This window comes from Luteimonas sp. Soil_N_1, from assembly GCF_057656255.1.
Genome location: NZ_JBDGKS010000001.1, coordinates 644,014 through 658,723, shown reverse-complemented (window position 1 = coordinate 658,723; position 14,710 = coordinate 644,014). Strand labels below are relative to the sequence as shown.

Below are 14,710 nucleotides of genomic sequence, written 5' to 3'. Positions count from 1 at the left end.
CGCGGCGCGTGGCATCCTAGCGTCCGCATGATCCGCGTCGCCCCCACCCTGTCCTGCCTGTCCCGCGTCCGCCCTGCGGTCGCGTGCGTCTGCCTGCGTGGAATCCGCTGATGGCGCGCATCCCCGACGCGTTCATCGACGACCTGCTGGCACGCACCGACATCGTCGAGGTCATCAACGCGCGCGTGCCGCTCAAGCGGCAGGGCAAGGAATATTCGTCGCGCTGTCCGTTCCATGACGAGCGCTCGGCGAGCTTCACCGTGTCGCCGACCAAGCAGTTCTATCACTGCTTCGGCTGCGGGGCGCACGGCACCGCGATCAGCTTCCTGATGAATTACGACCGCCTCGAATTTCTCGATGCGGTCGACGAGCTGGCCAAGCGCGCCGGCATGGAAATCCCGCGCGACACCCAGCAGCGCGAAGCACGGCCCGACAGTGCGCCGATGTACGACGCACTCGATGCGGCGTCGCGCTTCTTCGTCCGCGAACTCGCCGGCAACGACACTGCACGCAGCTATCTCGATGGCCGCGATGTCGACGCCACGATCCGCGAGCAGTTCGCGATCGGCTACGCGCCCGATGGCTTCTCGGCATTGAAGGACGCACTGGGCAAGGACGACGCGCGCCGCATCGCGGTGCTCGAAAAGGTCGGCCTGCTGTCGAAGAACGACCGCGGCCACAGCTACGACAAGTTCCGCGACCGGGTGATCTTCCCGATCCACGACCGCCGCGGCCGCGTGATCGCGTTCGGCGGCCGCGTGCTCAAGCCCGAGGATTCGCCCAAATACCTCAACTCGCCCGAGACGCCGCTGTTCCACAAGGGCCGCGAACTCTACGGCCTGTGGCAGGTGCGCCAGGCCAACCAGAAGATCGAGCGGCTGGTCGTGGTCGAGGGCTACATGGACGTGGTGTCGCTGTTCCAGTTCGGCGTGCCGCAGGCGGTGGCCACGCTGGGCACGGCGACGACGCCGGACCACGCCGAGCTGCTGTTCCGCAACGCGCCCGACGTGTTCTTCTGCTTCGACGGCGATGCCGCCGGCCGTCGCGCCGCGACGCGCGCGATGGAATCGGTGCTGCCCCGCATGCGCGATGGCCGCCAGGCGTTCTTCCTGTTCCTACCCGACGGCGAGGATCCCGACACCATCGTGCGCACCGAAGGCGCGCCCGGGTTCGAAGCGCGCCTGACGCAGGCGACGCCGCTGTCGACGTTCTTCTTCGACACCCTGGGCGACGGCATCAACCTGTCGACGCTGGATGGCAAGGCGCGGCTGGCCGAACGCGCCAAGCCGATGCTGGCGCAGATTCCCGACGGCGCCTTCGCCGACCTGATGCGGCAGCGCCTGAGCGAGCTCACCGGTCTCGGCGGCGCGGCACCGGCGCAACAGGCTGCGCCCAGCCGCATACTGCGCGGCGGACGCGGTGCGCCGCCGCCCAAACGCAGCGTGGTGCGGCATGCGATCGCCCTGCTGCTGCAGAAGCCCGGTCTGGCTGCGCAGCTGCCGCCGCCCTATCCCTTCGTCGCCCTGCGCCAGCCCGGCATCGAACTGCTGACCGAGCTAATCGCCATCGGCAGCGTCCGCCCGGACATCACCACAGGCGTGCTGCTGTCACAGTTCGAGGAACGCGAGGAAGCGCCGGCGTTGCGCAAGCTCGCAACCCAGGATCTGGCCGGCGACGAGGCCTCATGGGAACAGGAACTGCGCGACGCGATCGAGCAGCTCGACCGCCAGGTGCTGCAGCAGCGCATCGACGATCTGCTGGGCCAGCAGCGCGAGGGCACGCTCGACGCCGCCGGCAAGCAGGCGCTGCGCGAACTGCTGCTGCAACGCGCCCGCTGAGACCGGAAATCGAGCGCGTTCAGATACATAGCGCTTACAACCCGCTGACGGTTCCTTAACCTTCGCGCTGGTCTGATCCCTGCGGGGGGATCGACCGGTACGAATGGCGCAACGCGTCACGCCCACCTGCCCGTCCATCACCATGCGTCCGCCGAGTCCGCGTAGACGGGTCCGGCGCGGTGTCCCCTTCCTTTTCCTTCCCCGACAGGTCTGACCATGCTCCGATCCACCCGCCTTCCGTCCGGCCGCCTCGGCGCCGGCCTTGCCCTCTCCGCGGCACTGCTGCTGGGCGCCTGCGCCAAGATCGACACCCCGCCGCCGCTCGCCAAGCCCCTGCATATCGATCTCGCCGCGCCGGTTGCCGAACAGGTGGACCTCGCCTGGCCGCAGACCGACGGCGCGCTGGCGGCCGAACACACGATCACCCAGTCGCGCGACGTCACCCTGCGCCTGCCCAACGGCCAGCAGATCGTGGTGCCGTCGGACCGCATTGCGTTCAAGCAGCAGGGCGGCCTGCTGGTCGGTGTCAACATCCAGCCCGGCGGCGGTGCGCTCGAGCATCCCGATGCGCTGGCGCAGACCCGTCAGCTGCTCGAAGCCAACAGCCTGCTCGATCCGGTACTTGCGCACACGCTCGACGGCTGGGCAGCCGGCGACGCAGCGCAGCAGACCGCGCGCGTCACGATTCGCGACGTTGACGTGCAGGTCGCGCTGACGCCGAACACCAAGGCCGGCTGGCAGGCCACGCTCGACTTCGAACCGCGTGCCTGCGAGATGCCGGCCGGTCTCGATGGCGACCCGGATGCCTGCCTGCAGGCGACGCCGACCTCGACCGTCGTCGCGGGCGGCTGACGACAGGATCCCTGTACGTCGCCACATGCAGCGCGCCGGCTGCAGCGACGTACCGATGGACACGCGCGCAATGCGCGTCCACGGCTGTCATCTGCATCGAACCGGCGTGTCGACGACTGCAACCATGGGCGCCCCGAACGACTCGGCGTAGGATGCGTCGTGATCCGGACACTGCATGCCGGATCAGACCCGGCACGGAACCTCTGCGTTCCGCCGCCGCCCGTACGACCCCAGCGGAGCGCGCCGATGGCCAAGAGCCTCGACAAGAAGAAAGAGACCAAGAAGAAGCCGGTCAAGACCCTGAAAGAAAAGCGGGCCGAGAAGGCCGCGAAGAAGTCCTGACCCCACTGCACCGGCGGGCCCCGCGCCCGCCGGAGCGTGGCGGGGCATGCATCAGCCGATGCGCTGGAAATCCAGCCCGCCGGCCGCAGCGCCGGCGCCCGGCAACCACGGCAGCAGCCAGTGGTCGACCAGCAGGAACGCGAACAGCGCCATCAGATACACGACGGAATAGTTGAACATCCGCATCGCGAAGAACTCGTCCGGCGGATCCAGCAACCGCCACGCGTACCAGAGAAACACCAGGCCCAACACGACGGCGCCGCCCAGATAGAACACCCCGCTCATGCCGATCGCGACCGGCAGCAGCGTGATCACGACCAGCAGCACGGTGTAGATCAGGATCTGCCACCGCGTGTACGCCACGCCGTGCGTGACCGGCAGCATCGGCACCAGCGCGCGTGCGTAGTCATCGCGGCGGAAGATCGCCAGCGCCCAGAAATGCGGCGGCGTCCACACGAAGATGATCAGCACCAGCAGCAGCGCGTGCGCCCAGTCCCACTGGCCCTGCATGTTGGTCACCGCGGCCCAGCCCAGCAGCGGCGGCGCAGCGCCAGCGATGCCGCCGATGACGATGTTCTGGGGCGTCGCGCGTTTGAGCCAGCCGGTGTAGATCACCGCATAGCCGATCAGCGAGGCGAAGGTCAGCGCGGCGGTCAGCACGTTGACCAGCAGCACCAGGATCGCCATCGACAGCGCGCCGAGCGCCAGCGCGAACACCAGCACCTGCACCGGGCGCAGCGCGCCGGTCGCGAGTGGCCGATGCGCGGTGCGCGCCATGACCTTGTCGATGCGCTGGTCGATCAGATGGTTGATCGCCGCCGCCGAAGCTGCCGCCAGCCAGATGCCGAGGAGGCCGAACACCGTTTCTTTCCACGGCGGCAGGCCGGGTACGGCGAGGAACATGCCGACCAGCGCGGTGAACACGATCAGTGCCACCACGCGGGGTTTGGTCAGCGCCCAGTAGTCGCGTGCCTGGATTGCCATGTCAGTCGGGCCGCTTCAGGCGCGCGAGCAACGACACCAGCACGAACAGCAGCAGCGCGGCGCCACCGTTGTGCAGCACCGCGACCGGCAACGGCAGCGCGAGCTTGACGTTGAGGATGCCCAGCGCGACCTGCGCGCAGGTCAGCAGCGCGAGTGCGACCGCCCAGCCGCGCAGGCCCGGTGTGCGCAGCAGGCGCGCGGCGAATGCGATCAGATACGCGAACACCGCGATCGCCATGACCCGGTGCGCGAGCTGGATCGCCACGCGCGCCGCGCCGTCGAGCACGCCGCCTTCGTAATCCACGCCGACGCCGCGCCACAGTACGAAGCCTTCGCGGAAATCGGCCTGCGGCCACCACTCACCGACGCACTTCGGGAAATCGACGTAATGGTGCGCCTCGGTGACCCAGCCGCCCGCGCCGCAGGCGAGCGCGGCGTAGTTCGCGCTGACCCAGCCACCGAGTGCGATCTGCACACCGACCAGACCGATCGCGCCGAGCGTCCAGCGCCGCAGCGCCGGTGCGTGGACCAGCACGATCGGCTGCACCGTCGCACGCCATGCCATCCACAGCAGCAGCGAGAACGTCAGCATCCCGCCGAGCAGGTGGCCCATGACGATCACCGGCTTGAGCAGCATGGTGACCGTCCATTTGCCGAGCAGCGCCTGGAAGATCACCACCGCCAGCGTCAGGGCCGCGGCGCGCGCGAGATCGACGTTCGACCAGCGCAGGGCTGCAATCAGCAGCAGCGCCTCGCCGAGTGCGGCGATACCGAGCGCGGCCATGACGTGACCCTGCATGTACAGCGGTATCGCGAGCGCGACCAGCGCGGAGGCACCGATGACCTGCAGCATGCCGAAGCGGCGTCGGCGCGCGGCCAGCAATGCCAGGCCCAGCACCAGCACGCCCAGCGTCGCCGCGAGATGGCGGTGCACCTGTTCGCGCCAGGCCTTGTGCGATTCGAACTCGCGGATCGCGCTCGCCGCGTGGTCGACGACCTCGCTGGCGGCCTGCGGCCACGCCGCGCGACCGTAACAGGTCGGCCAGTCGGGACAGCTCAGACCGGCATCGGACAGACGCACGAACGCGCCGAACACGATCACGCACAGCGTCAGCGCCGTGGCGAGCCAGGCGATGCGGTGGAAATGCTTGTGGGTCGACGGACGGAACGATGTCGCGCGCGCGGGGGGCGTGTGGGTCATCACTTGAGTTTCAGCAGCTTGGCCATGTCCGCACGCAGGTCGCCCGGATCAAAGCCGGGGGCGTAGCGCAGGATCACGAACCCGTTCGGGTCCACGACATAGGCCGGGACGCCATTGTCCGCTTCGCAGGGCCCGCCGTCGACGCGCGGTAATGTCGCACGCAGCGCCGGGTCAGCTTCGACGAGCCGCCAGGCCGCATTGCGAACCGCGCCTTCCGGTACCGCGCCCGCCCACAGGATGTCGACGTGATCGGCATTGCGGCCGAACAGCTGCCAGACCAGATCGAGCTGCTGCGACAACTCGACGCAAGCCTGCGCGCAGTCGCGCGGCGGCGCGACGAGAATGCGCCAGCGCCGCTCGGCCGGACGCCATTCGTAGGTGCCGCCATCGGTCAGCCGGAACGGATGCGTGCGCAGGTCCGCCGGTGGATCGAGCAGTTCGCCCTTGTTCTGCATGCCGGACGGACGCCAGCCCGAGAACCGCAGCGCACCGGCGACCACGGCGCTGCCGAGGAACAGTACGACGATCAGCACCAGCAGCGCGCGGTTGCGGTTGCGCTCGACGGGCGGCAGAACCGGCTCGGGAGATGTCTGGTTCATCGACGACGGTTCCGGTATGTGAGCACGAGTGCGATGACGAGCACCGCGAGGGCCAGCCCGAACCACTGCACCGCATAACCGAGGTGCTTGTCGGGCGTGAGCGTGTTGGGCAGCACGTCGAGATCGCGGAGGTAGCCGACATCGAGCGCCGGATCGAGCCGCAGCACGCGTGGCGGCAAAGCCGGCAGCCCGGTTTCGGCCGCGATCGCGGGGATGTCGAGGCGGGTCATCAACGCTGCATCACCGGGGGTGAGCGCAGGCCCGAGCGCGAGGCCGGGCGACGGCGGCGGTGCGAGCAGGCCGCGCAGCTCGAGGTCACGGCCGAGCAGACCGTCGCCGCGGACGATGGCCGCATCGGGCAGCCGCGTCGTGCGGTCGACGAGCGCGGTCCAGCCCAGATCGACCAGCAGCGGCGGGGCATCGTCAGGTGCGAACAGACGGTAGACACGCAGACCCGGCACGCCGGCCTGGATCTGGTTGTCGAGCACGAATGCAGGGCGGTCGACGAAGTGGCCGCGTCCGCTGCTCCAGTCGTAGTCACGGGCGCGCGCGGCGTCGCCTGCAGCGGTCAGGGAGACGGGTGTGCGCGCTTCGAGCGTCACCGCGACGGCGTCGAGCGTCGCCTGTTTCTGGCTCATCCGCGACAGCTGCCACTGGCCCAGCGAGACGAAGGCCGCGATGGTCAGCACGGCCAGCGTCCAGCCGATGATGCGGGTCCGGCGCGGACTCACGCGCAGCGCTCCGCGGACTGCAATAATCCGGCGACACACCCAGTGTCCCGGAGTCCGCGATGGTGATGAACGATTCGCTGAAGTTGCTGCTGATCATCGCCTTCGTGCTGCTGATCCTGTGGAATCTGGGCAGCGCGCTGTACTACATGATGACCGACAAGGGCACGACCGACCGCACGGTCAAGGCGCTGACGCGCCGCATCGGCCTGTCGGTCGGACTGATCCTGCTGGTGCTGCTGGCGATCTGGATGGGCTGGATCAAGCCGCATGGCGTCTACGGCTGAGGCCGGAAGTGGGAAGCGGGCGGTGACAATGCGCCGCCCGGCGTCGACGCGTCGTCAGACGACGTAGACGAACAGGAACAGGATCAGCCACACCACGTCGACGAAGTGCCAGTACCAGGCGACGGCTTCGAACGCGAAGTGGTTTTCCTTGTTGAAGTGCCCGCGGTAGCAGCGCAGCCAGATCACGATCAGCATGATCGTGCCCAACGTCACGTGCGCGCCGTGGAACCCGGTGAGCATGAAGAACGTCGAGCCGTAGATGCCCGAACCCAGCGTCAGGTTGAGATCGCGGTAGGCGTGGACGTATTCCTCGATCTGGAAGAACAGGAACAGGCAGGCCAGCAGGATCGTCGCGCCGAGGAACACCAGCAGTTGGGTCCTGTGCGCCGCGCGCAGCGCGTGGTGGGCGATGGTGATGGTGATGCCCGACGCCAGCAGGATCAGCGTATTGAGCAGCGGCAGGCCCCATGCCGGAATGGTCTGGAACGCACCACCGACATCGCCCGGGCCCGCCGACGGCCATGCCGCGCTGTAGCCGTCCCACAGCACCGCGTTGGTCATCGCGCCGCTGCCCTCGCCGCCCAGCCACGGCAGCGACAGGGTGCGCGCATAGAACAGCGCGCCGAAGAACGCGGCGAAGAACATGATCTCCGAGAAGATGAACCACACCATCCCCATGCGGAACGACAGGTCGACCTGCTTGTTGTAGTAGCCCGACACCGACTCGAGGATCACGTCGGCGAACCACTTGAACAGGATCAGCGACAGCAGCGCCGCACCGCCGAAGAACGTCGCGCGTCCCCAGCTCGCTTCGTTGAACCAGCTGGCAAGCCCCAGCATCGTGATGAACAGCGCGACCGACGCGAATACCGGCCACTTGCTGTCATGGGGCACGAAGTAGAGGTCGGGGTCCTGCTCGGGCTTGGCGTGGGCCATGGCGGTTCCGGATCGTCGAATGCGTGGTGGCGGAAGGCGTGGTGCGCGCTCAGGGCGCCGCGGCCACGCCCGGATTGCCGCGTACCGGCGCCGCATGGGCGGTCAGACGCGAGGTGAGGACATCGTTCTTGAAGAAGGTGTAGCTCAACGTGACCGTGTTGACGTCGGGCGGCAACGACGGGTCAATGATGAAACGTACCGGCATGTCGCGGGTCTCGCCGGCTTCCAGCGTCTGCGCGGTGAAGCAGAAGCACTCGGTCTTCTGGAAGAAGCCCGAGGCGCGTGCCGGCGCCACCGACGGCGTGGCGCTGCCGACGACCGGCGCGGTGCTGTCGTTGTGCGCGTAGTAGGTGGTCTCGTACTGCTCGCCCACGCGCACACGCATCCGGGTCTCGTTGGGACGGAAGGACCATGGCAGACGCGAGTTCACAGTCGCGTCGAACTCCACCGTGACCCAGCGCTCGACCGGCGTCGCGCTGGCCGCGGGCGCGGCGACGGCGCTGTTCTCGAGGCGGATGCCGAACACCTTCTCGCAGGCGATGCGGTACAGCGGCACCAATGAAAAGGTGAACGCGAATGCCACGACCGAGATGCCGACCAGCTTGCCGATGCCGAAGGTCTTCGACTTCGGCCGCGTGTCCGTGCGCGTGTCCGTCGGCTGCATGTCGTCGCTCATGACAGCAGCACGCCGCGGGCGATGAAGCCGATGTAGACCAGCGCCGCGACCACCGCGACGACCACCGCGGTGCGCCGCGCACGGCGGCGACGGGCGACGAGATCGGAACCGGGATCGGGCGTGGTCATCGCAAGCTGCATCAGTGGCTGATGTCGTCGTGGGCCAGATCGCCCGGCTTGATCACCGGCGGCTTGGCGAACGTGTGGTGCGGGGCCGGCGACGGCACCGTCCACTCCAGACCCTTCGCACCTTCCCACGAGCGGGCCGCAGCAGGCGCGCCGCGCAGCTTGGAGTGCAGCAGGATCGCAAACATCATGAAGGGCGTGACGAACATGCCGAATGCGCCGATCGAGGAGATCAGGTTCCAGTCGGCGAACACGACGTTGTAGTCCGGGATGCGGCGCGGCATGCCGGCCAGGCCCAGGAAGTGCTGCGGGAAGAACAGCAGGTTGACGAAGACGATCGTCCACCAGAAGTGCACCTTCGCCCAGAACTCGCTGTACATCCGCCCCGTCCACTTCGGCCACCAGTAGTAGGTGGCCGCGATGATCGAGAACAGCGCGCCGGTCACCAGCACGTAGTGGAAGTGCGCGACCACGAAGTAGGTGTCGTGGTACTGGAAGTCGGCTGGCACGATCGCGAGCATCAGGCCGGAGAAGCCGCCGATGGTGAACAGGATCACGAACGCGATCGACCACAGCATCGGCGCCTCGAACGTCATCGCGCCGCGCCACATCGTGGACACCCAGTTGAAGACCTTCACCCCGGTCGGGATCGAGATCAGCATCGTGGCGAACATGAAGTAGATCTCGCCGCCCAGCGGCATGCCCACGGTGAACATGTGGTGGGCCCAGACGATGAAGCTCAGGAACGCGATCGCCGCCGTCGCGTAGACCATTGCCTGGTAGCCGAACAGCGGCTTGCGGCTGAACGTCGGCAGGATCTCGCTGACGATGCCGAACGCCGGCAGGATCATGATGTAGACCTCGGGATGCCCGAAGAACCAGAAGATGTGCTGGTACATCACCGGGTCGCCGCCGCCGGCCGCATTGAAGAAGCTGGTCGCGAAGAACTTGTCGGTCAGCAGCATCGTCACCGCGCCCGCCAGCACCGGCATCACCGCGATCAGCAGGAACGCGGTGATCAGCCAGGCCCAGCAGAAGATCGGCATCTTCAGCAGGTCCACGCCAGGCGCACGCATGTTGAGGATGGTGGCGATGACGTTGATCGCGCCCATGATCGAGCTGATGCCCATCATGTGGATGGCGAAGATGGTGAACGCCACGCTGTTGCCGCCCTGCAGCGACAGCGGCGGGTACAGCGTCCAGCCGCCCGCCGGTCCGCCGCCGGGCAGGAACAGCGTCATCAGCAGCATCGCGAACGCGAACGGCAGGATCCAGAACGACCAGTTGTTCATGCGCGGCAGCGCCATGTCCGGCGCGCCGATCTGCAGCGGGATCATCCAGTTCGCCAGGCCCACGAAGGCCGGCATCACGCCGCCGAAGATCATCACCAGCGCGTGCATGGTGGTCATCTGGTTGAAGAACGTCGGGCTGACGTGCTGCAGGCCCGGAGCGGCGAGCTCGGTGCGGATGATCACGCTCATCGCCGCGCCGATGATGAACATCACGAAGGAGAACAGCAGGTACAGCGTGCCGATGTCCTTGTGGTTCGTGGAGAAGAACCAGCGCTGGACGAACCCCTGGGGATGGGCGTGGTGATCGTCGTGGTGCGCGTCAGCGGTGGCGGGGTGCGTCGTCGACATGTGCGGTGAGCCTCGATCGATCATCCGGCCGCGGGCGCGGCAGGGGCGGACGGGGACTGCGTGGCGGAGGCGGCAGCCTCGGCAGGCGCGGCGTCAGGCGACGGTGCGGGTGCGGCGTCGGCGGGTCCGGGTTCGCCCGGCGCGGGGATGGCCGGCGCGTTCTTCGCCTTCTCGGCGGCGAGCCAGGCGTCGAACTCCGCAGGCGGCACGGCGTGCACGACGATCGGCATGAAGCCATGGTCCTTGCCGCAGAGCTCGGCGCACTGCCCGCGGTAGACGCCGGGCTCGAGGATCTCGGTCCAGGCCTCGTTGACGATGCCCGGGATCGCATCCTGCTTCCAGCCGAAGGCCGGCACCCACCAGGAGTGGATGACGTCGTCGGCGGTGACGACGAAGCGGATCTTGGTGTCGGTGGGCAGCACCAGCGGCGTGTCGACGTCGAGCAGGTAATGGCCGTGGGCATCGAGCTCGGCACGCGTACTGCCGGGGTTCTGGCGCAGGCGGTCGCTCTCGCGGTCGAGACGGCTGGTGAGGGTGACGTCTTCGCCCATGTACTCGTAGGTCCACATCCACTGCACGCCGGTGACCTTGACGGTCATCGCGGAGTCGCGGGTGTCGTACATCGCGATCAGCTTCTGCGTGGCGGGCACGGCCATCAGCACCAGCAGGATGATCGGCACCACCGTCCAGATGATCTCGGCCGTGGTGTTGTGGGTGAACTGCGCCGCGGTGACCCCGCGCGACTTGCGGAAGCGGAACATCGCCACCGCCATCGCACCGAACACCAGCACGCCGATCACCACGCAGACCCACAGCGCGAGCATGTGCGCGTCGTAGGCATGCTGGGCGGAGGTGGTCACGCCGCGGCCCATGTTGAGCTGCCACGGCTTGGGATCGGCGGACTGCGCCAGAACATTGGTGGATGCCAGCAGCGCGGTTGCGCCGCCGACCCACAGTGTGGACGCGTACCTTCTGGAACTGGCGCCTTGCTTCACATCGGACCCCATACCTGAGCTGGCCTTGGTGCTGGCGGGAACGCGTCCGTCCTCGCCCGGCCTGTCAGCCGGGAGATATACGCAGGAGCGGCGGCGTACTGCGAATAACATCTGAATGGTAGCTGTCGGCGTTCCGCAGGGGCAAGCCGCGGTGCGGCGAAGCGCGCCGGCCCCGTTCTCCGCCGTGGCGGACACCGTACACCGGAAACGGCCAATCCGACGGATCCGCCGCGCCTGCTACGCGCGCTTTCGGCACAGTGGAGAGGCCGGTCCACGGGTAGAATCCCGCCTCTGTCCCTGCCGGTCGCCCCGCCTTGAATGCCAGCCTGTCGCCCGTCGCGCCCGCGACCTCCCTGAAGCCGCAGCGCGACGCGATCACCGCCGCCTGGACCGGCGATGAAACCGCGCGCGTCCACGCGCTGCTGGCCGAAGCGCGCCAGCCTGACGCCGATCGCGCCGCGATCCAGGCGACCGCCGCCGATCTGGTCCGCCGCGTGCGCCTGCGCGCGCAGGACCGTGGCGCGATCGAAGCCTTCATGCAGCAGTACGACCTCGGCAGCGAGGAAGGCGTGCTGCTGATGTGCGTGGCCGAAGCGCTGCTGCGCATTCCGGACGAGGACACCGCCGATGCGCTGATCCGCGACAAGCTGGGCGAAGCCAACTGGCGCAAGCACATGGGCCAGTCGGATTCGGTGCTGGTCAACGCCTCGACCTGGGGCCTGATGCTGACAGGCCGTCTGGTCGATCTGGCCGACGACACCAAGCGCAACGTGCACAACGCCTTCCAGCGCCTGATCGGCCGCGTCGGCGAGCCGGTGATCCGCCTCGCGGTGCGCCAGGCGATGCGGATCATGGGCCACCAGTTCGTCATGGGCCGCACGATCGGCGAGGCGCTGACGCGCTCGCGCAAGGGCGACAACGCCGCCTACCGCTATTCGTTCGACATGCTCGGCGAGGCCGCGCTGACCCAGCACGACGCCGACCGGTATCTGAAGGCCTACCGCGATGCGATCGATGCGATCGGCCGCACCGGCCCGTTCGAAGACGAAATCACTGCGCCGTCGATCTCGGTCAAGCTGTCGGCGCTGCATCCGCGCTACGAACACGCGAAGCACGCACGCGTGCTGGCCGAACTCGCACCGCGCGTGCTCGACCTCGCCCAGCGCGCGAAGGGCTACCGCATCGGCCTGACCGTCGACGCCGAGGAAGCCGATCGCCTGGAGCTGTCGCTCGACGTCATCGAAGCCGCGCTCACCGATGCCTCGCTGGCCGGCTGGCACGGCTTCGGTATCGTCGTGCAGGCCTACCAGAAGCGCGCGCCGTTCGTGATCGACTGGATCGCAGCCCTGGCCCGCGCGCAGGGCCGTCGCATTCCGGTGCGCCTGGTCAAGGGTGCGTACTGGGACAGCGAGGTCAAGCGCGCCCAGGTCGAAGGCCACCCGGGCTATCCGGTGTTCACGCGCAAGCCCAACACCGACGTCAGCTATCTCGCCAACGCGCGCCGCCTGCTGTCGGTGACCGATGCGATCTACCCGATGTTCGCCACGCACAACGCGCACACGATCGCGGCGGTGCACCGGCTGGGGATGTCGGTGCGCAACGACGCCGGCGCGAAGCCCTACGAATTCCAGAAGCTGCACGGCATGGGCGACGACCTCTATGCCGAGGTGATCCCGGCCGCCCGTCTCGACGTGCCGTGCCGCGTGTACGCGCCGGTCGGTTCGCACGAGGACCTGCTGCCGTATCTGGTACGTCGCCTGCTCGAGAACGGCGCCAACTCCAGCTTCGTCAACCGCATCAGCGACGAGGACGTCGCGATCGACGATCTGATCCGCGACCCGGTCGAGGTCGTCGCCGGTTTCGAATCCATTCCCCATCCCCGCATTCCGCTGCCGGTCGATCTCTTCCGCAGCCAGTCCCACGACAGGAGCAATTCCATGGGCGTCAATCTCGCCAACGACGCACAGCTCGCCACGCTGGCCACGCAGATCCAGGCCGCGACGGGACCGTGGACCGCGGGCCCGCTGGTGCCGGGCGCGACCAGCGCCGGCGCGACCGTCGAGGTCACCAGCCCCGCCGATCGTCGCGTGCACGTGGGCCAATGGCAGGCCGCCGACACCGCAACCGTCGAACAGGCGCTGCGCAACGCGACCGACGCGCACGCGGACTGGAATGCGGTGCCAGCTGCCTCGCGCGCGGCGATCCTCGAGCACGCCGCCGACCTGCTGGAATCGCGCACGCCCGACTACATCGCGATGTGCACGCGTGAAGCCGGCAAGACGATTCCCGACGGCGTGGCCGAAGTGCGCGAAGCCGTGGATTTCCTGCGCTACTACGCCGCTGAAGCGCGTCGCCTGTTCGTCGTCGAAGCCCTGCCCGGCCCGACCGGCGAATCCAACAGCCTGCAGCTCTCCGGCCGCGGCGTGTTCGTGTGCATCAGCCCATGGAACTTCCCGCTGGCGATCTTCGCCGGCCAGATCGCCGCCGCGCTCGCCGCGGGCAACACCGTGATCGCCAAGGCCGCTGAGCAGACCACGCTGGTCGGCCATGCCGCGGTCAAGCTGTTGCACGAAGCCGGTGTGCCGGCGCATGTGCTGCAGTACGTGCCGGGTGATGGCGCGAGCGTTGGCGCCGCACTCACTGCCGATCCGCGCGTCGCCGGCGTGGTGTTCACCGGCTCCAACGCGACCGCGCTGGCGATCAACCGCGCCCTCGCCGCGCGCGACGGTGCGATCGGCACCCTGATCGCCGAGACCGGCGGGCAGAACGCGCTGATCGCCGACTCCTCGGCGCTGCCCGAACAGCTGGTCAAGGACGCGCTGGGTTCGGCGTTCACCTCGGCCGGCCAGCGCTGCTCGGCCGCGCGCGTGCTGTTCGTGCAGGACGATGTCGCCGACAAGGTGATCGGCATGCTGGCCGGTGCGATGCAGGAACTCACCGTCGGCGATCCGGCGCTGCTGTCGACCGACGTCGGCCCGGTGATCGACGCCGACGCGCTGCGCATGCTCGACGCGCACGCGGAGCGCATGGCCAGCGAAGCGCGCCTGATCGCGACCACGCCGGTCGGCCCCGAGGTTGCCCACGGCACCTTCTTCGCGCCGCGCGCCTGGGAACTGCAGTCGCTCTCGCAGCTTCAGCGCGAGAATTTCGGACCTGCGCTGCACGTGATCCGCTGGAAGGCCGATCAGCTGGACGCGGTGATCGATGCGATCAACAGCACCGGTTACGGCCTCACGCTGGGCATCCACTCGCGCATCGACGAGACCGTCGAGAAGATCAGCGCGCGCGCCCGCGTCGGCAACGTCTACGTCAACCGCAACCAGATCGGCGCCGTCGTCGGCGTGCAGCCCTTCGGCGGCCAGCGCCTGTCGGGCACCGGCCCCAAGGCCGGCGGCTCGCACTACCTGCCGCGCTTCACCACCGAGAAGACCGTGACCATCAACACCACGGCGGCGGGTGGCAATGCGTCGCTGCTGACGCTCGGCGAGTAAGCCGGACAGCGATGCG

At 68.3% G+C, this 14,710-nt stretch carries 13 protein-coding genes; 4 read left to right on the top strand and 9 right to left on the bottom strand.

Features of this window, described 5'->3' with window-relative positions:
• The first annotated feature begins 110 nt into the window (after positions 1-110).
• Positions 111-1,838 (top strand): DNA primase, encoded by a 1,728-nt coding sequence (dnaG, locus tag AC3A4E_RS02995; RefSeq protein WP_487630088.1) that lies wholly within the window; start codon positions 111-113, stop codon positions 1,836-1,838.
• Positions 1,839-2,054: 216 nt separating this feature from the next.
• Positions 2,055-2,690, top strand: a complete 636-nt coding sequence (locus AC3A4E_RS02990; RefSeq protein WP_487630087.1) for a hypothetical protein — start codon at positions 2,055-2,057, stop codon at positions 2,688-2,690.
• A gap of 393 nt (positions 2,691-3,083) precedes the next feature.
• Here the strand turns inward: AC3A4E_RS02990 and cyoE are convergent, their stop codons facing one another.
• The 4 genes from cyoE to AC3A4E_RS02970 are packed head-to-tail and all read right to left on the bottom strand — an operon-like array spanning position 3,084 to position 6,547.
• Entirely contained in the window at positions 3,084-4,016 is a 933-nt protein-coding gene (cyoE, locus tag AC3A4E_RS02985) for a heme o synthase (RefSeq protein ID WP_487630086.1), read from the bottom strand.
• A gap of 1 nt (position 4,017) precedes the next feature.
• Entirely contained in the window at positions 4,018-5,217 is a 1,200-nt protein-coding gene (locus AC3A4E_RS02980; protein ID WP_487630085.1) for a COX15/CtaA family protein, read from the bottom strand.
• A complete protein-coding gene (locus AC3A4E_RS02975; protein WP_487630084.1) occupies positions 5,217-5,816 on the bottom strand; it encodes a hypothetical protein in 600 nt (199 codons plus the stop codon). The genes AC3A4E_RS02980 and AC3A4E_RS02975 overlap by 1 nt, the downstream gene beginning before the upstream one ends.
• Positions 5,813-6,547 carry an SURF1 family protein gene (locus AC3A4E_RS02970; RefSeq protein ID WP_487630083.1) on the bottom strand — a complete coding sequence of 245 codons (735 nt, stop codon included), beginning with the start codon at positions 6,545-6,547 and terminating at the stop codon, positions 5,813-5,815. The genes AC3A4E_RS02975 and AC3A4E_RS02970 overlap by 4 nt, the downstream gene beginning before the upstream one ends.
• A 65-nt stretch (positions 6,548-6,612) precedes the next feature.
• On the opposite strand from AC3A4E_RS02970, the gene AC3A4E_RS02965 reads away from it, so the two are divergent.
• Entirely contained in the window at positions 6,613-6,831 is a 219-nt protein-coding gene (locus AC3A4E_RS02965; RefSeq protein WP_159681651.1) for a twin transmembrane helix small protein, read from the top strand.
• A gap of 54 nt (positions 6,832-6,885) precedes the next feature.
• On the opposite strand, the gene AC3A4E_RS02960 is transcribed toward AC3A4E_RS02965, so the two are convergent.
• Genes AC3A4E_RS02960 through coxB form a run of 5 tightly spaced genes read right to left on the bottom strand, consistent with a single transcriptional unit; the run spans position 6,886 to position 11,203 of the window.
• Positions 6,886-7,767, bottom strand: a complete 882-nt coding sequence (locus AC3A4E_RS02960; protein WP_487630082.1) for a cytochrome c oxidase subunit 3 — start codon at positions 7,765-7,767, stop codon at positions 6,886-6,888.
• A 49-nt stretch (positions 7,768-7,816) separates the two neighbouring features.
• Positions 7,817-8,431 (bottom strand): cytochrome c oxidase assembly protein, encoded by a 615-nt coding sequence (locus tag AC3A4E_RS02955; protein ID WP_487632000.1) that lies wholly within the window; start codon positions 8,429-8,431, stop codon positions 7,817-7,819.
• Positions 8,432-8,439: 8 nt separating this feature from the next.
• Positions 8,440-8,583, bottom strand: a complete 144-nt coding sequence (locus AC3A4E_RS02950; protein ID WP_487630081.1) for a hypothetical protein — start codon at positions 8,581-8,583, stop codon at positions 8,440-8,442.
• Positions 8,583-10,208 carry a cytochrome c oxidase subunit I gene (gene ctaD, locus AC3A4E_RS02945; RefSeq protein ID WP_487630080.1) on the bottom strand — a complete coding sequence of 542 codons (1,626 nt, stop codon included), beginning with the start codon at positions 10,206-10,208 and terminating at the stop codon, positions 8,583-8,585. Before ctaD ends, AC3A4E_RS02950 begins: the two co-directional genes overlap by 1 nt.
• Before the next feature lie 20 nt (positions 10,209-10,228).
• The gene (gene coxB, locus AC3A4E_RS02940; RefSeq protein WP_487630079.1) at positions 10,229-11,203 is read right to left on the bottom strand and encodes a cytochrome c oxidase subunit II; all 975 of its coding nucleotides are present in this window, start codon (positions 11,201-11,203) and stop codon (positions 10,229-10,231) included.
• Positions 11,204-11,517: 314 nt separating this feature from the next.
• Here coxB and putA point away from each other — a divergent pair, with 314 nt between their 5' ends.
• Positions 11,518-14,694 (top strand): bifunctional proline dehydrogenase/L-glutamate gamma-semialdehyde dehydrogenase PutA, encoded by a 3,177-nt coding sequence (gene putA / locus AC3A4E_RS02935; protein WP_487630078.1) that lies wholly within the window; start codon positions 11,518-11,520, stop codon positions 14,692-14,694.
• Positions 14,695-14,710: the final 16 nt, after the last annotated feature.

Bases quoted from the DNA above. Each gene is read 5' to 3' on its own strand.
- AC3A4E_RS02975 (WP_487630084.1), bottom strand. From the start codon at position 5,816: ATGAACCAGACATCTCCCGAGCCGGTTCTGCCGCCCGTCGAGCGCAAC.
- dnaG (WP_487630088.1), top strand. From the start codon at position 111: ATGGCGCGCATCCCCGACGCGTTCATCGACGACCTGCTGGCACGCACC.
- ctaD (WP_487630080.1), bottom strand. From the start codon at position 10,208: ATGTCGACGACGCACCCCGCCACCGCTGACGCGCACCACGACGATCAC.
- cyoE (WP_487630086.1), bottom strand. From the start codon at position 4,016: ATGGCAATCCAGGCACGCGACTACTGGGCGCTGACCAAACCCCGCGTG.
- AC3A4E_RS02955 (WP_487632000.1), bottom strand. From the start codon at position 8,431: ATGCAGCCGACGGACACGCGCACGGACACGCGGCCGAAGTCGAAGACC.
- AC3A4E_RS02960 (WP_487630082.1), bottom strand. From the start codon at position 7,767: ATGGCCCACGCCAAGCCCGAGCAGGACCCCGACCTCTACTTCGTGCCC.
- AC3A4E_RS02965 (WP_159681651.1), top strand. From the start codon at position 6,613: ATGAACGATTCGCTGAAGTTGCTGCTGATCATCGCCTTCGTGCTGCTG.
- AC3A4E_RS02990 (WP_487630087.1), top strand. From the start codon at position 2,055: ATGCTCCGATCCACCCGCCTTCCGTCCGGCCGCCTCGGCGCCGGCCTT.
- AC3A4E_RS02980 (WP_487630085.1), bottom strand. From the start codon at position 5,217: ATGACCCACACGCCCCCCGCGCGCGCGACATCGTTCCGTCCGTCGACC.
- AC3A4E_RS02950 (WP_487630081.1), bottom strand. From the start codon at position 8,583: ATGCAGCTTGCGATGACCACGCCCGATCCCGGTTCCGATCTCGTCGCC.